Below are 20,049 nucleotides of genomic sequence, written 5' to 3'. Positions count from 1 at the left end.
TTTCTTTTTCTCTTTACCCTTTACTTCCATGAAAATTGCCCTCATCGGTGCCACTGGTTTTGTTGGCTCCCGCATCCTGGCCGAAGCTTTGCAACGCGGCCACCACGTAACGGCCCTCGTGCGCGACCCCGCCAAACTCGCCCAGACCTCCGACCATCTGACCGTGGTAACTGGCGACGTAACCCATGTCGATGAAACCGCCCGCCAGCTGGCCGGCCACGACGTGGTCATCAACGCCTTCAGCGCGGGCTGGACCAACCCCAACCTGTACAATGATTTCCTGGAAGGCGCCCGCGCCATCGAAGCCGCCACCGAAAAATCGGGCGTAGCACGGCTGGTGGCCATCGGCGGGGCCGGCAGCCTCTACATCAACGGCCAGCAGCTGGTCGACGGCCCGGACTTCCCCGCCGACATCAAGCCCGGCGCCCAGGCCGCCCGCGACTACCACAACGAGCTGAAAACCAACGATACCCTCGACTGGACGTTCCTCAGCCCCGCCATCGAAATGCACCCCGGCATCGACACCGGCCGCACTGGCCACTACCGCCTCGGCACCGAAAGCCCGGTGTTCAACGAGGAAGGCCGCAGCATTATGTCGGGCGAAGACCTGGCCGTGGTAATTCTCGACGAAGTAGAGCAGCCCAAACACAGCCGCCAGCGGTTCACAGCAGCGTATTAGAGCGTTGCTGCCAGCACGGCACCACCAGCACGTCATTCCGAGTGCAGTGAGGAATCTCGCGTGCTGACGTTACTAGAGTAACTGTCATGCTGAGCGAAGCCGGAGGCGAAGTCGAAGCATCTCTACTGCTTCGTTTGGGCGGTTCAGTAGCCCAGGGTTTAAACCCTGGGCTATGGAGCGGTAATCGGTGTAATCAGGTCGATTAGCCAGCGGTAGAGATGCTTCGACTGCGGCTGCGCCTTCGCTCAGCATGACGTTCTTTTAAAATCAAAAAGGCCCGCCGGATGAATCCGGCGGGCCTTTTTGTTACTGGCTAACAGCTAAAACTACACCACCACGTTCACCATGCGGCCGGGCACCACGATGAACTTCTTGGGCTCCTTGCCTTCGGCGAAGCGGGACAGGAAGTCGGAGGCGCGCACGGCGGCTTCGATGTCCTGGGCGGTGGCGGTGGCGGGGAACTGCAGCGTCTCGCGCACCTTGCCGTTGATGGCCACGGGGTAGTTCACGGTGTCTTCCACCAGATACTCCTCCCGGAACTCGGGGTACTGGGCGTGGCTGATGCTGCCGGCCGGGTGGCCGAGCTGCTGCCACAGCTCCTCGGCGAGGTGCGGGGCGTAGGGGGAGAGCAGCAGCACCAGCGGCTCCAGGATGGCGCGCTTGTGGCAGTCGAGGGCCGTCAGCTCGTTCACCGTAATCATCAGGGCGCTGACGGTAGTGTTGAATGAGAATTTCTCGATGTCCTCCTCCACCTTGCGGATGGCCTTGTGCAGGGCCTTCAGCTCCTGGGGTGTTGCGGCCTCATCGGTTACGGCGAAGGTGCCGTCCTGGGGGTGGTAGAGGCGCCAGAGCTTCTTGAGGAAGCCCGCCACGCCGCTCATGCCGTTGGTATTCCAGGGCTTGTACTGCTCTAGCGGCCCCAGGAACATCTCGTACAAACGCAGCGCATCGGCCCCGTACTGACTTACCAGCGTATCGGGGCTAACTACATTGAACTTGCCTTTCGACATTTTCTCAACTTCCCAGCCGCACACGTAGGTGCCATTATCTTCCAGGATGAAGTCTGCCGAAGTATAGTCTGGACGCCACTTTTTGAAGGCGTCGGTATCCAATACATCATTGTTGACGATGTTCACGTCAACGTGCAAAGCGGTTGTTTCGTGCTGGTCTTTCTTGCCGGCCGTTACAAACGTATTGGTGCCGTTGATGCGGTACACGAAGTTCGAGCGGCCCAGAATCATGCCCTGGTTGATGAGCTTCTGGAAGGGCTCGGGGGCCGATACCACGCCGAGGTCTTTCAGGAATAGGTGCCAGAAGCGGGAGTAGAGCAAGTGGCCCGTAGCGTGCTCTGCGCCACCCATATATAAATCCACCTGCTGCCAGTACTGTTCGGCTTCCTGGCCCACAAAACGACCGGTGTTCTGCGGGTCCATGTAGCGGAGGTAGTACCAGCTGGAGCCGGCCCAGCCGGGCATGGTGCTCAGCTCATACTCGTAGAGGCCTTTGTATTTCCATTCCTTGGCGCGGCCCAGGGGCGGCTCGCCGGTTTCGGTGGGCTTGTACTCGTCGATTTCCGGGAGCACCAGGGGCAGGTCGGCTTCGGCCACGCCGTAGGCAGTGCCTTCCTTGTAGTAAATCGGGATGGGCTCGCCCCAGTAGCGCTGGCGGCCGAAGATGGCGTCGCGGATGCGGAAGTTGGTTTTGCCCTTGCCGATGCCGCGCTGCTCCAACTCCCCAATCAGGGTTTGGGTAGCCTGCTTGTAGTTCTGGCCCTTGATGAGGCCGTGCAGGTAGAGGCCGTCCTTGGTCGGGTCAGCCTGCTCCTCAATCTGCTGGGCATCCACCACCTGCACGATGGGCAAGTTGAAGTGCTTGGCGAATACGTAGTCACGCTGGTCGCCGGAGGGCACGGCCATTACCGCGCCGGTGCCGTAGCCGGCCAGCACGTAATCGGCAATCCAGATCTGGATGGGCTCGTTGCTGAACGGGTTGAGGGCGTAGGAGCCGGTGAAAGCGCCGGAAACCGTCTTGGTATCGGCCATCCGGTCGCGCTCCGAGCGGCGCTTGGTGGCGTCGATGTAGTCCTGGATTTCGGCCTGCTGCTCCGGCGTGGTCAGCTCCTTTACCAGCTCATGCTCGGGCGCCAGCACCAGGAACGTGGCGCCATAAATCGTGTCAACCCGCGTCGTGTAGACCTTGATTTGTGCCTGCTCGTGGCCCTGCACCGCAAAGCTGACCTCGGCGCCGATGCTCTTGCCGATCCAGTTGCGCTGCATTTCCTTCACGGCGTCGGGCCAGTCGAGGGTGTCGAGGCCCTGGAGGAGGCGGTCGGCGTAGGCGGTGATGCGCAGGTTCCACTGGGGCATCAGGCGGCGCTCCACGGGGAAGCCGCCGCGCTCCGAGAGGCCGTCTTTTACCTCGTCATTCGACAAAACCGTGCCCAGGCCGGGGCACCAGTTCACGTAGGTGTCCTGCTGGTAGGCCAGGCGGTAGGGGTGCACGGCCTGCAGGCGCTGCTTTTCCGAGAACAGCTTCCACTGGCCCGCCGTGAAGCTGTGGCGCTCCTCGTCGTCGCCGGCCGCGCGGATACCTTCGCTGCCGTTCTGCTCGAACTTCTCCAGCAGGGTTTTCAGCGGCTCGGCCTTATTGGTGTCGAGGTTGTACCAGCTATTGAACAGCTTGAGGAAAATCCACTGCGTCCACTTGTAGTAGGCCGGGTCGGAGGTGCGTACCTCGCGGCTCCAGTCGTAGCTGAAACCCAGGGAGTTGAGCTGCCGGATGTAGGTATCGATGTTCTGCTCCGTCGTAATAGCAGGGTGCTGGCCGGTCTGGATGGCGTACTGCTCGGCGGGCAGGCCAAACGAGTCGAAACCCATAGGATGCAGCACGTTGAAGCCGCGCAGGCGCCTGTAGCGCGACACGATATCGGAGGCAATGTAGCCCAGCGGATGGCCCACGTGCAGCCCCGCCCCGCTGGGGTACGGAAACATGTCGAGCACGTAGTATTTGGGCTTGTCGGAGGCGTTATCGGCCTTGAAGGTCTGCTGGTCTTTCCAGTGGGCTTGCCACTTTTTCTCAATATCCTGGGGATGGTAGCCGGGCATGGGCAGTCGGTAATTCGATGAATCGGAACGGGCGAAATTACGCAAAAACAGGGGCGAGGCAGTAGTTTTTCCAGCCCGACTACAAAACGCCCGTCATCCTGAGGCAGCAACTGAAGGGCCACGTCGTGGTGTAGCGGTACCGGGCAACTGGTTTTAGCCCGCAGAAGACGCAGGGTTTGGCGCAGAGGGCGCAGAGTTGTTCTGACGGTAAAAGGTCCTTCGTGCTGCCTGGCGCACTAGGGGGCTACAGTGCCCGGCCGTCCCAGGTGCCTTCGGTGCGCAATACCCGAAAGCGGGCGAACATCTCCTCGCCGTACCAGTCTTCCTGGCGGGTGAGCCGGATAACTTCCTTGTGTTTGGGGCTGCGGTAGGCGTAGTCCTGCATGGCCTGGGTGGATTCCCAGACACTCACGGTAGCTTGGCGCACCACCGGCAGTTCGCCTAGCCCGATGGCGGCGCGCACGCCCGGCGCGTCGGTAATAGTGGCACTCACGGGAGCCACATAGCGCCAGAAACGCGGTGTTTTCTGCCACCGGATAGAGGCCCGCGTAAGTACCATTACCGGTCCATCCGTCGCGCTGTTTTCAGTTTCGTAGTCAAACGGGTTCACCCCATCCCAGAGGCCGTGCGACTTGATGGGGGCCAGCCACGTCGTCCAGATTTCCGAGGTGCGCTGCCGATACTGCTGCCACAGCGGATGCCCCTCGAAGAACGCGCGAGCCGCCTGCTCATCTTCCCACACGGCCATAAACCCGTAACGTAGCAGGTTGGGCAGCGCCCCGAAGCCGCCCGCGCCGCTGCCCAGCAGCTTCTGAAACCGAAGGCCCGGCACGCGTTGTAAGGGCCGCTGGGCCGTGCCCATCTGCGCGAAGCCCCAGCGCCGCTGGTTGGGTAGGAGGGTGAGGATGGAGAGGGTGGTGAGCAAGTGACGGGGTTAAAGGTAGAAAGAGTAGAAGTTGGTAAGATGAAACCTACCCAAGTAACCGTCATGCTGAGCTTGCCGAAGCATCTCTACCGCTTCGTTGCAATACTATGCAGATGAAACGGTAGAGATGCTTCGGCAAGCTCAGCATGACGTTCTGAATAGTAGCAGTAGCACGATGGCAATGACCTCAAAACAACAAAAAAGGCCCGGAATTGCTTCCGGGCCTTTTGCATATTTGGTAGGCGAGGCCTACTTCACTTCTACTTTGGCGTGCTCGTTTACGTCGTCGGAAGTGCTCCGCTCACCGGTGGCCAGGGCTTTCACGTAGGCTACGGCCTGGGTGAGCAGGCTGCTGGGGGTGTCCCAGTACTCGCCTTTCTCGATTTCCACTTTCAGGATATAGATGCTCTCATCATCCTTGCCTTTGGGGAACCAGGCGCGCATCGGCTCACTCCAGAGCTTGTCGATTTCGGCCTGGTCGCGGTAGGCGTTGGCGCGGCCCGATACCGAGACGTACACGTTGTCTTCGGGCTTGCCATAGCTCAGGTTGACGTGGCTATCTTTTTTCACCTCGTACACTTTGGCCGAATCCTTATCGGTCAGGAACACCAGGGCACTGCTGCCGTCGGGCTTTTGGGTGAACATGGGGCGGCTGCGCAGGCTGCCGTCCTCATCCTGGGTGGTGAGCATGGCAATACGCACATCCTTAATTTTGTCGAGCAGTTTGCTTAGGTCGTTGGTTACGTTGGGTTGGTTGGACATGGGAGACGAGGGTAGGGAAACAGGATAAAAACGGAAGAAAAGGCGGCCAAGTACTGGTCGGGCCTGTTTGTTAGTACGGCCGGGTGCGGTTTCGGGTTGAGCTTGGCCAGCCCCGCGCCCGGATTTTGCCGTACTTCCGAACCGCATGAATTTCCTCGCCCACCTGCTACTCTCCGGCTCACCCGCCGCCACTCCCGACTACGAAGACCTCGTCGTCGGCAATTTCGCCGCCGAGGCGGTGCGGGGCCGCACCGCCCTGGAAGCCTATCCCGCCACCGTACAGCGCGGCATCCGCCTGCACCGTTTCATCGACTCGTTTACCGATGCCCACCCCGTGGTGCGCCGCACCACCGCCCGCCTGCGCACGGCCGGCCTGGGCAAGTGGGCCGGCGTGGTATCCGACGTCGGTTTCGACCACCTGCTGGCCCGCGACTTCGCGCAGTATCACCCATCGGAGCCACTACCGCAGTTTGCGCAGCGCCAGTACCAGCTGCTGCACCAGCGCCGCCACGAGCTGCCCGAGCGTTTGCAGCACATGCTGCACTACATGCGCCAGCACGATTGGCTAACCGGCTATGCCCACCCCGAGGGCCTGCACCGCGCCCTACTGGGGCTGAGCCGCCGCGTGCCCGCCGCCGCCGTGCTGGCTACCGGAGCCGCCGCGTTTCTGGCGGAGCTACCGGCCTATGAGGCAGATTTTGCGGAGTTCTGGCCGGAATTGCGGGCGGGGGTGGAGGGAATGTGGTAGAGGATTTATAGCAGTTGTATTTCCAGCCGCCGGTTTTCCAAATCAAGAGTTTACCAATCCGAAGATTCTTTGCTGGGTACGCAGTCTAGCAAGGCGTATCCTTTACTGTACATGCGTAGTGAGTGCCGGCCTAGTAGGATAGTCAAATCGTATAGATCGGTATCACCGTGACCAATAAAAGCCGTGGTGATAATGCGCCGGGTGTCGTTAATGTGCTTTTTCGTGAGCTGAATATCCAGGGCAGGCGGCAAAACCCCATCACACCAAAGCCCTCTGATGTGAGGGTCAAGAGAATGTCCGAACGTGTTGCCCAGATGATATTCTAGAAACTCACAAAACCTTTTATCGAAGGATGCTTCCACCTGGTCAACCGGAACATTACAGGGCTAATTGTGCAACAACTAGCGTGAATACGTAGCCTCAATGGTGACCTTTTGGTTCATGACGATAGCCGGAAGCTGGTAGTACAGCACCAGTTTGCGGCTGGTCAGCTCCCGGACTTCCCGCGACAGGTCGGTGCGCGGGTTGGTGCCTTGCATGCTGATGGTGGGGCGGCTGTACGTGTAAGGAGCCGTGAAATGGAGCTGGTTGCCCCGGTACTCCTCGAAGGTGCTGGTTGAAACTTCCAGGTAGTCGCCGGCGGTGCCGGGCTGGTGCTGCTCGGTGATGATCTGGCCCGTGCTGGCATCGGTATTGACGCTGTGCTGGGTGACCAGCGTCCAGCGGCCGGGCAGCGGGGCCGGCTCGTCTTCCTCTTCTTTAGAGCCGCAGGCCGTGAGCGTGGTGAGGGAAAACAGAACGGCCCAGACAGCCGGGCGGGAACACAAAGTAGCGGGACGCATAGAATGCCGGTTGAATTTTATCAAAGAAACCGGGTTGTACGCAGGCATCCAAGCCAGAGCAACAGGCAGACGGCTAAAAAAGAATCGGGCCGGCTGCAGATGCAGCCGGCCCGATTCTTCAGTTCGCAAGAACAGCTTAGTGGTGGTGGCCACCTTCGCCGTGCACATGGCCGTGGTCGAGTTCCTCGCGGGTAGCGTCGCGCACCTCGGCAACTTTGCCGTCGAAGTGCATGACCATGCCGGCCAGCGGGTGGTTGAAGTCCATTTTCACGGCTGAGTCGCCAATTTCCACCACTTTGCCCTGCATGTGGTGGCCCTGGTTGTCGGCCATGGGCAGGAAGTTGCCCACCTGCAGCATCTCGCCGTCAATCTGACCGTCAATTTCAAAGACGTTTTTGGGTATTTCCACTACGGCCTGGGCATCGTACTCTCCATAGGCCTGCTCGGGGGTGAGCGAGAAAGCGAAGGAGTCGCCGGACTTCTTGCCGCTGAGCTGACGCTCGAATTCCTCGGGCAGGCCGCTCTGGCCGAACAGAAACACCATCGGGGCATCTTCCTCCGCCGATTCTACTAATACTTTCTCCTGGTTTTCGTCGGTTACGCTCAGGTCGTAAGTGATGGTAACGACTTTGTTTTCGCTGATTTGAGCCATGCTTCGGGGTGGACGGGTGCGTCCGGAGATGGGTTGGGAATAAGTTTGGAACGGCTAGTTACGGAAATGACCCGTAATTCGAGAGGTTCCAGGGTAGGATACTCTTTGGAGTGGGATAGTGTTTGCGGAAACCGGAATTCTGTGTTAGACCGTCCTGCTTCGACAAGCTCAGCAGGACGGTCACTAGCAGCCACCACGCTACTGCATTTCCCAGGCCGTGCGGTAGGCCCCGATGCTCTCGACATAATCCAGAAACGCCTTATAGAAGGGGTGCGCGCCCAGCGTGCTGGAGTCGCCGACGAGCAGCAGCTTGCGGCGGGCCCGGGTCATGCCCACGTTCATGCGGCGGATGTCGGAGAGGAAGCCGATTTCACCCTGGGGGTTGCTGCGGGTGAGGCTGATGGCGATGATGTCGCGCTCCTGGCCCTGGAATGAGTCCACGGTGCCCACGCTCAGCATGCGGTGCTCCATGAGCCCCACCAGCTCGTCGTTTTCCTCGATGGCGTCCTTGAGGTAGTTGATCTGGGCGCGGTAGGGCGCAATCACGCCGATGGTAAGCAGGTCGGTTTCGTGGTCGGCTTGGTCATAGGGCTCCAGCAGTTGCGCGAGGCGCTTCAGCAGCAGGTCGGCTTCCTCGGGGTTGGCTGTGGAGCGGCTTTCCTCGATGGTGATTTCCTGGAAGCCAAAGCCAGCCGTATCCAGAAACTCCACCGCCATATCGGGGGCGAAGCGCAGGTCGTAGTCGGGCAAATCGGCGTGGGCCACGGTGGGGGCGGCCACCAGCTTGCCATCGTAGAACTGCTGGGAGCTGAACTCCATGATCTGCTCATGCATGCGGTACTGTACCTGCAGCATGCGGGCCGTGTCGGGCTGGCGCCGGATGCACTTCTCGAACAGCGTTTCGCGCAGGCCGTCGCGGGCTGCCTTCTCGCTTTTCACGGTGGGCGGCAGCTGCTGATGGTCGCCGGCCAGCACCACGCGGTTGGCTTTGGTAATCGGAATCCAGCAGCCCGGCTCCAGGGCCTGGGCGGCCTCGTCGATGAACACGGTTTCGTAGGTGAGGTGGCGGATGGCGCGGTTGCCGGCCCCCACCAGCGTGCAGGTAATCACCTGCACCTGCTCCAGCAGATCCTCCGTGATATAGCGCTCCAGCTGGTCCGACTCCTGCAGCAGCTCGTGGGCCTGCTGCTTGAGTAGGCGGCGCTGCTCACGCTCCTCCCAGCCGAAGTGCTTCTTGAATTTGCCGGCCTGCTCGCGGTACTGCTCGGCGGTCTGGCGCAGGCTGCGCAGCTCGGCGTAGCTTTTGTGGGCCATGATCTGGGCATCGAGCGTGTGCTGCAGCAGCAGGTCGGACACCCGAGAAGGGTTGCCCATCCGGATGACGTTCACGCCGCGCTCGGCCAGCTTTTCGGTGAGCAAATCCACGGCCGTGTTGCTGGGGGCGCACACCAGCACCCGCCGCTCGCGCCGGATGGTTTCCAGGATGGCCTGCACCAGGGTGGTGGTTTTGCCGGTGCCGGGCGGGCCGTGGATGATGGCCACATCCTGAGCCGCCAGCACGTGGCGCACGGCGGATAGCTGGCTGTCGTTCAGGGGCGAAGGGTAGTAGAGCGTGGCTTCGGCCTCGGGCCGGAAGCGGGCCGGTTTGGCGCCCAGCAGCACGTCGCGCAGCTCGGCCAGGCGCGAGTCGTAGGCGCCCATTACTTTGCCCAGAGCGTACTCCATCTCGCGGTAGCTCACCTCGTCGAAGGTCAGGTCCACGCCCAGCTTGCCCTCGTCCACCCAGTCGGGCAGGTCTTCCTTGGTGGTGGCCAGCAGGATTTTGTTGCGCTTAACGCTGGTGACTACGCCCGACAGCGTGGGCCGGTCGGAGCCACCGCGGCCAGGGATATTGCCGAACAGGGCCGCGTTTTTGCCCACCTGAAACAAGTGCAGCCCGCTGCCGCCGCCCTGGCGTTCCAACTCGATGACGAGCTTGCCGCCGAAGCCGATGTCTTCCTTCGTGATTTTGACCGGGTACCAGGTGAGGCCCCGTTTCTGGCGCTCGGCAATGGTGGCCTGGGCGCTCTTGATTTTGAACTGTTCGAGGTCCTCCTGCTGCTCGAGCTTCATGAGGGCCTGCACCTTGCGCAGCTCTTTTTCCAGCGCGTAAGGGTCGGTATAGGTAGGTTGTTCAGCCAACGTTGGGGGTTCTTGTGCGAATCGTTGCTAACAACGAAATCGGGGAAAAGGTGGCCGAAGGTCGGGAGGATTTTGGGAATGAGCCGTTGGTCAGTTAGCGTTTGGCAACGTTGTTATGTAGCGCATGTGCTCATCGTAGATGGTTACCTCTACTTTCGGATACATGATCAGGATGCCTGTGGCCCGACGCCGGGCTGCTCCCTCATCACTTACATCAAGCTCTATGTACGGCACCGCAGTTGTGCCGGTATGGTTATGGAAGCGGGTCATGCAGTCCTGCATCAGCACAATACCGGTAGCCGCTTCGTAAATAAGTAGATAAAAGCGCCGCTTGGGTTGCTCATGCATCACACTTGCCGTCCTCATAGTGGTAGTGTTCCTGGCTGGCCGACGTGAAGCGCTGGATAAAGCCCGTAGTGTACTGCTCCGGTTTGGTTGGCTGAAAAATGCCCTCCTGTTGCGCCCAGTCATAGGCGCTGATTCCCAGCGGATATTTGGTGAGGATGCCGCTCAGCTGATACTGCTGGATAAACTCTTCAGCCTGTTGCCGGGAAGTGAATACGCCGCCGGTGAAACGGCTGCCGGCTCCGTGAAATACCCAAACTTCGCTCATGTGGAAGAAGATGTAGTGTGTCAAAGGTAAATGGAACCCAACGAAGCGGTAGAGATGCTTCGGCAAGCTCAGCATGACAACTACAGGCTTTAAGCCGCTGCCAGCGGCCTGCAAAGCTTCGGCTAGTGAAACCGGCGCCACAAAGTGAGGCTGAACGGTATGGGCGGCACCGCCGCCCGCAACACGTAGCATAGCGGATATTTATCGTACTGCCGCTAACTCGGGGTGGGGTGGGCCGTATGCACTAACCACGCTTTTCCCTTTCCCCTTTTTTATGGCACTGCACTACATCCGGCGCGGCACTGGCCCGGCCCTGCTTCTGGTTCACGGTATCGGCGGCAGCTGGCGCTCCTGGAATACCATTTTCGACACGCTGGCTGCCGAGCACGATGTTATTGCCGTTGATTTGCCCGGCCACGGCGCATCGCCGCGGCTGCCCGGCGAGCATACCATTGGTACCCTGGCCGATGCCCTCACGGCCTTTCTCACCGAGCACGACCTGCTGGGTATTGATGCCGTCGGCAGTTCGATGGGGGCGCGGCTGGTGCTGGAGCTGGCCCGGCGCGGCGGCGTGCTCGGGGCCGTGGTTTCCCTTGACCCCGGTGGGTTTTGGGAAGGCTGGGAAGTGCCATTTTTCTACCACTCCGTAGCCGTATCGCAGAAGCTGGTGGGCGCTTTGCAGCCCGTAATGCCGGCGCTGATGCACTCGGCGGTGGGCCGTACGGTGCTGCTGCCGCAGTTTTCGGCCCGCCCCTGGGCCCTGGATGGCAACCAGGCCCAGGACGAGATGTACAGCTTTGCCCACACGCCCGTGTTCGGCGAGCTGCTCGACACGCTGGCCCATGGCGAGGTGCAGCAGGCCGCTCCGGCCGGCAGCATTGCGGCCCCGCTGGTCATCGGCTGGGGTCGCCACGACCGGGTGTGCCTGCCCACCCAGGCCCGCCGGGCCCTGGCCAAGTTCCCCGACGCTCGTCTCTACTGGTTCGACCACTGCGGCCACTTCCCCCAGTGGGACCAGCCCGCCGAAGCTGCCCGCCTGATTCTGGCCACCCTGTGCCGCCAGCCCTTCCGCGACCAGGACATTGCCCGCAAGCCCGCCCCGCAGCCGCGCCCGGCTGTGCCGAAAGCCGCCATAGCTGCGGCGTTGTTGCTGGGCATCGTGGGGGGCTGGGTACTGGTGAAGCGCGGTAAATAGCCTGTAAAGCGAAGCTCCGCGAGTGAGGCAGCGCACCATGTGCCAACAGACAGGCTGCCTCACTCGTGGAGCTTCACGCTATAACTCACCCAGAAGCCCCATTTCATCTTTCAGGGCCACCCCCGAAAGCTGCCGCCGCAACGACTCTTGCATCAGGTAGAACAGCTTATCGGCAGCGGCGGCGTAGGGGAGGCCTTCGGGGCGGATGTTGGAGACGCAGTTGCGGGCCTCGTCGGTGCGGCCGGGGCGGGGGGCGTAGGTAAGGTAGACTCCGAGGCTGTGCGGGGCGCTCAGGCCCGGCCGCTCCCCAATGAGCATCAGCGCCAGCCGCGCCCCCAGCAGCTCCCCGATTTCGTCGCTGAGGGCCACGCGGGCCTGCTCGGCCAGCACCACGGGCGCGAGGCGGAAGCCGGCCTGCCGCAGCTTCGGCAGTAACTCATGCAGCAGGGGCAGGGCGTGCTCATTCACGGCGGTGGCGGAGAGGCCGTCGGCCAGAATCAGGGCTACGTCAGTGGCTTCGGGAGCCGGCGTGTCCTGCAGCAGCTGCCGCGACTCCTGGGCCAGCTGGCGGCCGTAGTCGGGGCGCTGGAGGTACTGCTCGCGGGTTTCGGCGCGGCTACGCACGGGCTGCACCGACAGCGCGAGGGCCGTCAGGCCGGCGGTGAGGCCGGCGGTGAGGCGGGGCAGGTCGAGGGTGGAGTACACGGCGTCGCGGGCGTGGGCGTGGGCCAGCCGGAATGCCAGCGCCTCCCGTAGCGGCACGCTGCTGCCGGTGCGGCCCAGGGCGATGCGGGCGGCGGTGTAGGCCCGCAAGCCGGCCCAGGGGTCGTCGGGGGGAGGGGTGTGGTGGGATAGTTCGTCGGGCATTTTATTCACTGTCAGAGGTAAGCGTACAGCCTTAAATTGTCTGCTGTGATTTCTGTTCTGTATTGCCCGGTACCGTCAATTAGTGATTGTATAGTCTCTATATCCTGTTGAATGGCGGGGGCGCTACCCTCACTAATTTCTAGGCTTGGAAAATCTAGCCACTCTATTTCCTTATAATCATACCATCCTCTTGGTTTGCCAGAAACCATAGCTTCCATGGAGGTTTCATAATAGTCGAGCCCAAACTGTGTATTTTCATCAAACACAAGCCGCCGATACGGCTTTGTATCATCCCATATGAGTCTTATTCTACACTGTTTAATATGCAAGGAATTAGCAATCAGAGTGGAAAGTAGTTTCACCCATTTGCTATTGCTCATAAAAGCAGATGAGAATCTTTGCCTGATGACTTCATCTAAATATTTTTCATCTCGGTGATGAACAGGCATTCTATTTCGATTTGTAGATAGGTGCATAATGACTTTTGTTCTTACGTAAACTGCTCCACCAACTCCGCCTCCTGCGGAAACTCCGCAAGTAGCGCCGCCCGCTCGGCCAGCTCAAAATCCGCGAAATCGAAGCCGGGGGCCACTGTGCAGCTGACCAGCGCGAAGCCGGCGCGGTGCGGCAGGTGGGCCGCAAACCACGTATTGGCCGGTACAACGGCCTGCGGCAGCTCGCCGCTGCTGAAGTTGCTGCCGAGGACGAGGCGGGTGGGCTGACCGGGTGTCAGCAGGATGATTTCCAGTGCCTGCCCCTGGTGGAAAAACCACAACTCATCGGACTTGATGCGGTGGAAGTGCGACTTGTCCTCGTTTTCAAGCAAGTAGTAAATGGCTGTGCTCACGCTGCGGGTATTGCCCTCGGCGGTGGTCAGGGTGTCGGTGGCGCGGTAGGTTTCGCGGTAGTAGCCGCCCTCGGGGTGGGGCAGCAGCTGCAGATGCTGGATGATTTCCTGGGCAGTCATAGGGTTGGGTAGAAGGGCGGTATCCGGAAAGTCAATTGAAACTTCTTGAACGTCATGCTGAGCTTGCCGAAGCATCTTGCGTGCTGACATTGAATTGCCATTGCAACGAAGCGGTAGAGATGCTTCGGCAAGCTCAGCATGACGTTCTGGAATTTTACCCTTGATTAAACTCGCCGATGTGCCAGAGGACGCCGGCGGGGTCGTGGACGAAGCCTTCCCGGCCCCAGACTTCCTCCCGGATGGGCACCAGCTTTACGCCGGAAAACCGGCCGGGTAAATCCAGCGCCGTCAGCTCCTGCCAGTACTGCTCCACGTCTTCGACCTCCAGAAACAGCATGGTATTGTCCACCCAGTCTGCCACGTAGGCATCCTGCAGGTAAAAGCTCACGCCTCCCAACGTGAACAGGGACATGGCCGACGACAGGACGATTTCGGTGAAGCCAAAGGCGCGGTAGAAGCTGCGCGAAACGGCGTAGTCTTTGGCCCCGATGAAGGGGCGGAGGGAGCGGATTTTTTGCGTCATAGGGGCGAGGGAAAGGGTTTTAAGCGGCCAAGGCTGTAGAGACGCAATATCTTGCGTCTCGTCGTTGCTGATGTTGTTACGCCGGCGTGGTTTCGGGCCGTTCAACGACGAGACGCAAGATATTGCGTCTCTACAACTGTGCGGAATAATACCGCCATTCATCAGTGGCCCAGTCCGCCCGCGCCCAGCAGCCGGTGCCCCGTTGATGCCGGGAGTAGCTGGCCTTGCTCCCCAAAAATGCCCTGTTGCTGGAGCCAGGCCTCGAACTCGGGGGCGGGGCGCAGGCCGAGAACCTGACGCAGGTAGAGGGCGTCGTGGAAGGAGGTAGACTGGTAGCCGAGCATGATGTCGTCGGCACCGGGAATGCCCATGATGAAGGTGCAGCCGGCCACGCCTAGCAGCGTCAGGAGCGTGTCCATGTCGTCTTGGTCGGCTTCGGCGTGGTTGGTGTAGCATACGTCCACGCCCATGGGCAGGCCCAGCAGCTTACCGCAGAAATGGTCTTCCAGGGCCGCCCGGATGATCTGCTTGCCATCGTAGAGGTACTCGGGGCCGATGAAGCCGACCACCGAATTCACCAGCAGCGGCCGAAACCGCCGGGCCACGGCGTAGGCGCGGGCCTCGCAGGTCTGCTGGTCGAGGCCATGGTGGGCGTTGGCGCTCAGGGCGCTGCCCTGGCCGGTTTCAAAGTACATGACGTTGTCGCCGAGCGTGCCCCGGTTCAAACTCAAGGTGGCCTCGTGGGCTTCCCGCAGCAAGCTCAGACTCACCCCGAAGCTGGCGTTGGTGGCCTCCGTGCCGCCGATGGACTGGAACGTGAGGTCCACGGGCGCGCCCTGCCGGATCAGCTCCAGGGTGGTGGTGACGTGGCCGAGCACGCAGGTCTGGGTCGGAATCTGGAACTGCTCCCGCACGCCGTCGAGCAGTTCCAGCAGCTGGCGGATGGCGCGGGGACTGTCGGTGGCGGGGTTGATGCCCAGCACCGCGTCGCCGCTGCCGTAGAGCAGGCCGTCGACGAGGCTGGCGGCAATGCCCCGCGCGTCGTCGGTGGGGTGGTTGGGCTGCAGGCGGGTGGCCAGGCGCCCGCGCAGCCCCAGCGTGTTGCGAAACCGCGTGATTACCTCCACGCGCCGGGCCACGCCAATCAACTCCTGGTTGCGCAGCAGCTTGCTCACGGCCGCCACCATTTCGGGCGTGAGGCCGGGGGCGAGGCGTTGCAGCGTAGCCGCATCCGCCGCCGCCGACAGCAGCCAGTCGCGCAGCTGCCCCACGGTGAAGTGGCCGACGGGCGCGAAGGCCGCCGCATCGTGGGTATCGATAATGAGGCGGGTGACGTCGTCCTGCTCGTAGGGCACCAGGGCTTCGGTGAGAAACTGGCGCAGCGGCACGTCGGCCAGGGCGTACTGGGCGGCCACTCGCTCCTCGTAGGTTTCGGCCGCCACGCCGGCCAGCTGGTCGCCGGAGCGCAGGGGCGAGGCCCGCGCCAGCAGCGTCCGCAGGTCCGGGAAAGTGTAGGTGCGCTGGCGGATGGTATGGCGGTACATGGTGTTAAGTAGTGAGTACTTGGTATTGAGTAGTGAGACTCGTTCTGGCGGCTGTAGAGACGCGACACTTCGCGTCTCGTCGTTGGTGATGTTGCTTTCAGTGACCGTCATGCTGAGCTTGTCGAAGCATCTCTACCTCTGGCTAACTCAATCGTGCAGGCGAAGCGGTAGAGATGCTTCGACAAGCTCAGTACGACGTCCTAAAATATGCTTCGCGGGGTTCAACATGATGTTCTAACGTAATTGCGCTGTCATTCCAAACCCACGTAGTGTCAGCAACGCCGAGACGCGAAGTGTCGCGTCTCTACAGTCGTTCGGCATTGAGCAAAGCGTCTGCTGGCACCGGCCGGCGGTGGCGGCCCAGCAGCACGAAAATGGCCAGTGCCAACCCCAGACCGGCGAAAAACACCACGCTCAGCCATACATTATAATACACAATGGCCCCCAGACTCAGCAGCGTGAGGGCCAGGGCCAGCAGCGGAAACCACGGGTAGAACGGGGCCACGAAGGGCCGCTCCAGCTGCGGCTCGCGGCGGCGCAGCGCAAACAGGCTCAGCAGACTGATGGTGTACATCACCACCGCGCCCAGCACCGACAGCACAATGACCTGGGCCGTGGTGCCGGTGAGCAGAGCCACCGCGCCCACCACGCCGCCGGCTACCAACGCCCAGTGCGGCGTCTGGAAGCGCGGGTTCACGCGGGCCAGAAACCCGGGCAGGTAGCCGCTGCGGGCCAGGGCAAACACCTGCCGCGAGTAGCCGATGATGGTGCCGTGGAACGAAGCCACTAGCCCAAACAGCCCGATGCTGGCAAACAGCTGCGTCAGGCGGCTGTGGCGGCCCAGCACCACGGCCAGGGCCTCTGGCAGGGGATAATCGATGCGGCTGAGGGTGCGCCAGTCCGTAACGCCGCCGGTAAGCACCATCACGCCCAGGGCCAGCACCACCAGCGTGCCCAGCCCGTAGAGGTAGCCCTTGGGAATGGTTTTTTTGGGGTTTTCGACTTCCTCCGCCACCATGGCCACGCCCTCGATGGCCAAGTAAAACCAGATGGCAAACGGCAGGGCCGCAAACACGCCCGCCGCGCCCAGCGGCACCGGGTGGGCCAGAAAGTTGCTGACCCGGAAGCTCGGCGCCACCAGCCCCATATACACCACCAACTCGCCCACCGCCAGCAGCGTCACCAGCAGTGAAAACCGCGCCGACTCCTTCATGCCCAGCAGGTTCAGGCCGATAAACACCGCGTAGCAGGCCAGCGCCGTGCCCAGCACCGGCACCTGCGGATGCAAAAAGTGTCCGTAGCTGCCCAGCGCCAGCGCAATGGCCGGCGGGGCCATCAGAAACTCCACCAGCGTGGCATAGCCCGCCACCAACCCGCCCAGCGGCCCGAAGGCGCGGTAGGAGTAGGCAAACGGCCCGCCCGCGTGCGGAATGGCCGTCGTCAGCTCCGTGAAGCTGAAAATGAACGTCACGTAGAGCACCGTCACCAGCAGCGTAGCCACCAGAAACCCCACCGGCCCGGCTACTGCCCATCCGTAGTTCCAGCCGAAATACTCGCCCGAAATGACCAGCCCCACGGCCAGTGCCCACAGGTGCAACGGCCGGAGTACTTTCTTCAGGGTCGGCGCGGCGGCAGTTGTAGCGGTAGGCATAAGCGGCAGGGCGTTAGGGCTGTCTGCCTAATGTAGAACATAAGCGCCGCAGTGCAAGTAGGTTAGCCACCCAACCTGGGCACGTCACTCCGCGAATCTGGTTCCCACCGCAAATACCAACGCCCGACGTTTCGGCCGGGCGTTACTGATGAGAGGCATCTGTTTACAGCTTGAAAATAGCCTTCAATCCTTCCTTCAGCGGCGTGGGCGGGCGACCCAACACGTCGGCTAAATCAGTGCTAATGGTGGATTCCTGGCCGTTTTTGATGTCGGTGAGGAAGCCAGTGATGCGCCGGATGGCTACCTCGGGCAGGCCCTGCGCCTGCAGCCGGGCCTCAAAGGCGGGTTGCTCGATGGGCGTGTAGGCCACGGGCTTCCCGGATAGCTCGCTCAGGGCCGCGGCCACGTCGGCGAAGGAGTAGGTGGCGCTGCCGGTGAAGGTGAAGATACGGCTGTCGCAGCGGCTGTCGGCCAGCACGTTGGCAATGGCCTCGCCCATATCCTGGCGGAGCGCGAAGGCCACCCGGCCCTGACCGGCGGGCAGCTGAATGCCCCGCTCAAACACCTGCGGACCCACAAACTGCGGCATCGTGTCCAGGTACAGAATGTTGCGAAACAGCACGTACGGCACCCCGCTGGCCCGGATGTAGTCCTCCGTCTGGAAGTGGCGCTCCATAAGCTGGTTGACCAGCGTGGCGGGGTTTTGCAGGGCGCGACTGGTATAGGCCAGGCACGCTACGCCAGCTTTTTTGGCGGCATCTACCACGTTGCAGTGCTGCTGCAGGCCGTCGTCTTCGCCACCGCCGGAAACCAGCAGCACCTTGCTGACGCCCTGCATGGCCCGGTCCAGGGAGGCCGGGTCGCGGTAGTCGCCCACGCGGATGTGCACGCCCCGCGCCTTCAAGCCGGCGGCTTTGGCTTCGTCGCGCACCAGGCCAGCAACCTGGTCAGGGTCAATCAGCTGCAGCAGCCGCTCTATCACCGCCAACCCAATGTGGCCGGCTGCACCCGTTATCAGAATCATACAAAAAGGGAAAAATAAGGAAGAGAAACATTGCCCGCGCCGGCCGGCAATTGCCTGATTCAGCTATTCAAGTTCCGGCCGGAAGCGGGTGATGCAAAGGTGGCCCACCCACACGCCCGCTACCAGAGCGAAAGGGCGGGAAGGTTGGGCAAAAAGGCGGGAAGAGGCAGCTGGCAAGAGTCAGCAGCAACCTCTGCCACTATTCAGAACTTCATGCGGGGCGTAGTCGAAGCATCTCTACCGCTTCGTTGAGGTGTCAAAGACAGAAGCCCTTAGCATAGATGCTTGATGTATTCTTCCTGAATCATGCCGCCCGCCACGAACTTATCAGCTGATGCCCCATAAGTTGTAACAGCAAAAACAAGCACTTTTTCTACCGAGTCAAACTCGTGTGTGATGCCATAAGGAGTGTCCTCCGGGTCCAGCACTGAAAATTCGGATACGTCATAGAAGTCTTCGTCGCCTTCATCGAATGACTCATAATAGGTAACGGTAAATTGGTCTTTTTCTCTACCAATGACCAACCACCTTATGAAAGCATATTCCTTATTCTTCTCATATGAAAGCCATTGTTCAACCTCTTTACCAAGATGAACGCGGGCTATCAATTCCGGGGTAGAGAGGTAAGTCGACACAGCTGCTGGTTTAGTGAAAATATGGGCAGGTAGATATGCTTCGATAAGTGGACGCCATATGGAGTATGACGTTCCATTAGGTTCTACCTCATCTTAGAAGCCTATCCCGCCTGCTTATACGCCGTGGGCGAGAGGCCGAGGCTGTTGCGGAAGAAGCGGCTGAACGCCGATTGATCGGGGAAGTGCAGCAGGTCGGCTACCTGGGCCACGGAAAGCTGCCCGTGCTGCAGCAGGGCCTTGGCTTCCAGCATCACGGCTTCCTCAATCCACTCGCCGGCGGTTTTGCCAGTGGTCTGCTTCAGGGTGTCGGTGAGGTGTTTGGGCGTGATGCAGAGGTGGTCGGCGTAGAACTTCACGCTGCGCGCGGTGGTGCTGTGCGCGTTTACCAGGAGCTTGAACTCGGCGGTGAGCAGCTGGCTGCGGGTTTGGGTGGCCTGCAGCGTCGCGTGCTGCTGATCGTAGAGGCCCACCACCTCGTAGAGCAGGCTGTTGATCAGACTTTTGATGACCTGATTGCGGTAGGGGTGCGGAGCCTGAAACTTCTGCTGCAGCAGGCGCATGGAGGCCGTAATGCTGGCCGCTTCCGCCGCCGCGAGGGGCAGCACGTGCCGGGTGGCGCTTTCCAGAAACTGAAAATTGTCGACCGGAATGTGGTTGCGGGTGGTGATGAACTCGGGCGTGAAGAACACCGACAGGCTGTCGTGGTCGGGCGAGAAGTCCGTCCACTCTTTGATAATGTGGGGCGTGATGAGCATCAGGCTGCCCGGCTCGATGCAGTACGTTTCCAGATTGGCCTTCAGCGTCGCCGTGCCGCGCAGGCAAATCCCGATTTTGTAGTAGTTGCCCCGATACGGCACACCCAGGGGCGGGCCGGCCGTGTGGGTATGCTCATCCAGAAAAAACGCGTCCGCCAGCTCCTCATCGGGGCGGGAAAAGCTCTGCAGCCGGTAGGTCGGAATCAGGTTGGACATGGAGGCGGGCTGTTGAACTAGAACGTCATTCTGAGCTTGCCGAGGAATCTCGCGTGCTGATGTTGTGGTAGCAATACTGACGTCAGCACGCGAGATTCCTCGGCAAGCTCGGAATGACAAGCGGATGCTTAGGTGTAATACTACTGGTTCCTTCGCGAAAACGGCG

20 protein-coding genes are annotated in these 20,049 nt (G+C 61.2%); 3 read left to right on the top strand and 17 right to left on the bottom strand.

All coding sequences use genetic code 11. The features are described 5' to 3' along the window. The first annotated feature begins 28 nt into the window (after positions 1–28). Positions 29–679 carry an NAD(P)-dependent oxidoreductase gene (locus HSW_RS12785; protein ID WP_044002249.1) on the top strand — a complete coding sequence of 217 codons (651 nt, stop codon included), beginning with the start codon at positions 29–31 and terminating at the stop codon, positions 677–679. Between the two features lie 326 nt (positions 680–1,005). Here the strand turns inward: HSW_RS12785 and leuS are convergent, their stop codons facing one another. From leuS to HSW_RS12770, 3 genes are all read right to left on the bottom strand, one after another. Next, positions 1,006–3,783, bottom strand: coding sequence for a leucine--tRNA ligase (gene leuS / locus HSW_RS12780; RefSeq protein WP_044002248.1), 2,778 nt, complete (start codon positions 3,781–3,783; stop codon positions 1,006–1,008). 244 nt (positions 3,784–4,027) lie between these two features. After that, positions 4,028–4,708: a hypothetical protein gene (locus tag HSW_RS12775; RefSeq protein WP_044002247.1), complete on the bottom strand. Its 681-nt coding sequence runs from the start codon at positions 4,706–4,708 to the stop codon at positions 4,028–4,030. A gap of 249 nt (positions 4,709–4,957) precedes the next feature. Beyond that, the gene (locus HSW_RS12770; protein ID WP_044002246.1) at positions 4,958–5,470 is read right to left on the bottom strand and encodes a pyridoxamine 5'-phosphate oxidase family protein; all 513 of its coding nucleotides are present in this window, start codon (positions 5,468–5,470) and stop codon (positions 4,958–4,960) included. A gap of 145 nt (positions 5,471–5,615) precedes the next feature. On the opposite strand from HSW_RS12770, the gene HSW_RS12765 reads away from it, so the two are divergent. Next, complete coding sequence (locus HSW_RS12765) at positions 5,616–6,218, top strand: acyl carrier protein phosphodiesterase (RefSeq protein WP_044002245.1); 603 nt, start codon at positions 5,616–5,618, stop codon at positions 6,216–6,218. A gap of 401 nt (positions 6,219–6,619) precedes the next feature. On the opposite strand, the gene HSW_RS12755 is transcribed toward HSW_RS12765, so the two are convergent. The 5 genes from HSW_RS12755 to HSW_RS24555 all read right to left on the bottom strand — a co-directional run bounded on the left by HSW_RS12755 (position 6,620) and on the right by HSW_RS24555 (position 10,698). Next, positions 6,620–7,060: a hypothetical protein gene (locus HSW_RS12755; protein WP_155832961.1), complete on the bottom strand. Its 441-nt coding sequence runs from the start codon at positions 7,058–7,060 to the stop codon at positions 6,620–6,622. A 136-nt stretch (positions 7,061–7,196) separates the two neighbouring features. Beyond that, complete coding sequence (locus tag HSW_RS12750) at positions 7,197–7,712, bottom strand: FKBP-type peptidyl-prolyl cis-trans isomerase (RefSeq protein ID WP_044002242.1); 516 nt, start codon at positions 7,710–7,712, stop codon at positions 7,197–7,199. A gap of 198 nt (positions 7,713–7,910) precedes the next feature. Then, the gene (locus tag HSW_RS12745; protein WP_044002241.1) at positions 7,911–9,893 is read right to left on the bottom strand and encodes an AAA domain-containing protein; all 1,983 of its coding nucleotides are present in this window, start codon (positions 9,891–9,893) and stop codon (positions 7,911–7,913) included. Between the two features lie 90 nt (positions 9,894–9,983). Continuing rightward, positions 9,984–10,259, bottom strand: coding sequence for a hypothetical protein (locus tag HSW_RS12740; RefSeq protein WP_155832960.1), 276 nt, complete (start codon positions 10,257–10,259; stop codon positions 9,984–9,986). Further along, positions 10,234–10,698 carry a DUF7710 domain-containing protein gene (locus tag HSW_RS24555; protein ID WP_197031873.1) on the bottom strand — a complete coding sequence of 155 codons (465 nt, stop codon included), beginning with the start codon at positions 10,696–10,698 and terminating at the stop codon, positions 10,234–10,236. Before HSW_RS24555 ends, HSW_RS12740 begins: the two co-directional genes overlap by 26 nt. 82 nt (positions 10,699–10,780) lie before the next feature. Here HSW_RS24555 and HSW_RS12730 point away from each other — a divergent pair, with 82 nt between their 5' ends. Further along, positions 10,781–11,701: an alpha/beta fold hydrolase gene (locus HSW_RS12730; RefSeq protein WP_071883105.1), complete on the top strand. Its 921-nt coding sequence runs from the start codon at positions 10,781–10,783 to the stop codon at positions 11,699–11,701. A gap of 78 nt (positions 11,702–11,779) precedes the next feature. Here HSW_RS12730 and eutC read toward each other — a convergent pair whose 3' ends face one another. From eutC to HSW_RS22865, 9 genes are all read right to left on the bottom strand, one after another. Beyond that, positions 11,780–12,568 (bottom strand): ethanolamine ammonia-lyase subunit EutC, encoded by a 789-nt coding sequence (gene eutC, locus HSW_RS12725; protein ID WP_044004662.1) that lies wholly within the window; start codon positions 12,566–12,568, stop codon positions 11,780–11,782. 11 nt (positions 12,569–12,579) lie between these two features. Further along, on the bottom strand, positions 12,580–13,017 hold the full coding sequence (locus tag HSW_RS12720) for a hypothetical protein (protein ID WP_155832959.1): 438 nt from the start codon (positions 13,015–13,017) through the stop codon (positions 12,580–12,582). Positions 13,018–13,058: 41 nt separating this feature from the next. After that, positions 13,059–13,535 (bottom strand): cupin domain-containing protein, encoded by a 477-nt coding sequence (locus HSW_RS12715; RefSeq protein WP_044002237.1) that lies wholly within the window; start codon positions 13,533–13,535, stop codon positions 13,059–13,061. A gap of 154 nt (positions 13,536–13,689) precedes the next feature. Beyond that, positions 13,690–14,058, bottom strand: a complete 369-nt coding sequence (locus tag HSW_RS12710) for a VOC family protein (protein WP_044002236.1) — start codon at positions 14,056–14,058, stop codon at positions 13,690–13,692. A 161-nt stretch (positions 14,059–14,219) separates the two neighbouring features. After that, positions 14,220–15,602 (bottom strand): ethanolamine ammonia-lyase subunit EutB, encoded by a 1,383-nt coding sequence (locus HSW_RS12705; protein WP_044002235.1) that lies wholly within the window; start codon positions 15,600–15,602, stop codon positions 14,220–14,222. 304 nt (positions 15,603–15,906) lie between these two features. Continuing rightward, positions 15,907–17,253, bottom strand: coding sequence for an ethanolamine permease (eat, locus tag HSW_RS12700; protein WP_044002234.1), 1,347 nt, complete (start codon positions 17,251–17,253; stop codon positions 15,907–15,909). A gap of 163 nt (positions 17,254–17,416) precedes the next feature. Next, positions 17,417–18,277, bottom strand: coding sequence for an SDR family oxidoreductase (locus HSW_RS12695; RefSeq protein WP_044002233.1), 861 nt, complete (start codon positions 18,275–18,277; stop codon positions 17,417–17,419). Positions 18,278–18,549: 272 nt separating this feature from the next. Then, positions 18,550–18,912 carry a hypothetical protein gene (locus tag HSW_RS12690; protein WP_044002232.1) on the bottom strand — a complete coding sequence of 121 codons (363 nt, stop codon included), beginning with the start codon at positions 18,910–18,912 and terminating at the stop codon, positions 18,550–18,552. A 101-nt stretch (positions 18,913–19,013) separates the two neighbouring features. Then, on the bottom strand, positions 19,014–19,883 hold the full coding sequence (locus HSW_RS22865) for an AraC family transcriptional regulator (protein WP_052346408.1): 870 nt from the start codon (positions 19,881–19,883) through the stop codon (positions 19,014–19,016). Positions 19,884–20,049 lie beyond the last annotated feature (166 nt).

Origin of the sequence: Hymenobacter swuensis DY53, assembly GCF_000576555.1 — a bacterium.
GTDB classification, from domain to species: Bacteria; Bacteroidota; Bacteroidia; order Cytophagales; family Hymenobacteraceae; genus Hymenobacter; species Hymenobacter swuensis.
The sequence above is the reverse complement of the archived record's forward strand: the minus strand, read 5'-3'. Positions and strand labels throughout refer to the sequence as shown.

Excerpts from the sequence above, each read along its gene's own strand:
- HSW_RS12785 (WP_044002249.1), top strand. The coding sequence starts at position 29 with ATGAAAATTGCCCTCATCGGTGCCACTGGTTTTGTTGGCTCCCGCATC.
- leuS (WP_044002248.1), bottom strand. The coding sequence starts at position 3,783 with ATGCCCGGCTACCATCCCCAGGATATTGAGAAAAAGTGGCAAGCCCAC.
- HSW_RS12770 (WP_044002246.1), bottom strand. The coding sequence starts at position 5,470 with ATGTCCAACCAACCCAACGTAACCAACGACCTAAGCAAACTGCTCGAC.
- HSW_RS12765 (WP_044002245.1), top strand. The coding sequence starts at position 5,616 with ATGAATTTCCTCGCCCACCTGCTACTCTCCGGCTCACCCGCCGCCACT.
- HSW_RS12755 (WP_155832961.1), bottom strand. The coding sequence starts at position 7,060 with ATGCGTCCCGCTACTTTGTGTTCCCGCCCGGCTGTCTGGGCCGTTCTG.
- HSW_RS12750 (WP_044002242.1), bottom strand. The coding sequence starts at position 7,712 with ATGGCTCAAATCAGCGAAAACAAAGTCGTTACCATCACTTACGACCTG.
- HSW_RS12740 (WP_155832960.1), bottom strand. The coding sequence starts at position 10,259 with ATGAGGACGGCAAGTGTGATGCATGAGCAACCCAAGCGGCGCTTTTAT.
- HSW_RS24555 (WP_197031873.1), bottom strand. The coding sequence starts at position 10,698 with ATGCTACGTGTTGCGGGCGGCGGTGCCGCCCATACCGTTCAGCCTCAC.
- HSW_RS12730 (WP_071883105.1), top strand. The coding sequence starts at position 10,781 with ATGGCACTGCACTACATCCGGCGCGGCACTGGCCCGGCCCTGCTTCTG.
- eutC (WP_044004662.1), bottom strand. The coding sequence starts at position 12,568 with ATGCCCGACGAACTATCCCACCACACCCCTCCCCCCGACGACCCCTGG.
- HSW_RS12720 (WP_155832959.1), bottom strand. The coding sequence starts at position 13,017 with ATGCCTGTTCATCACCGAGATGAAAAATATTTAGATGAAGTCATCAGG.
- HSW_RS12715 (WP_044002237.1), bottom strand. The coding sequence starts at position 13,535 with ATGACTGCCCAGGAAATCATCCAGCATCTGCAGCTGCTGCCCCACCCC.
- HSW_RS12710 (WP_044002236.1), bottom strand. The coding sequence starts at position 14,058 with ATGACGCAAAAAATCCGCTCCCTCCGCCCCTTCATCGGGGCCAAAGAC.
- HSW_RS12705 (WP_044002235.1), bottom strand. The coding sequence starts at position 15,602 with ATGTACCGCCATACCATCCGCCAGCGCACCTACACTTTCCCGGACCTG.
- eat (WP_044002234.1), bottom strand. The coding sequence starts at position 17,253 with ATGCCTACCGCTACAACTGCCGCCGCGCCGACCCTGAAGAAAGTACTC.
- HSW_RS12695 (WP_044002233.1), bottom strand. The coding sequence starts at position 18,277 with ATGATTCTGATAACGGGTGCAGCCGGCCACATTGGGTTGGCGGTGATA.
- HSW_RS22865 (WP_052346408.1), bottom strand. The coding sequence starts at position 19,883 with ATGTCCAACCTGATTCCGACCTACCGGCTGCAGAGCTTTTCCCGCCCC.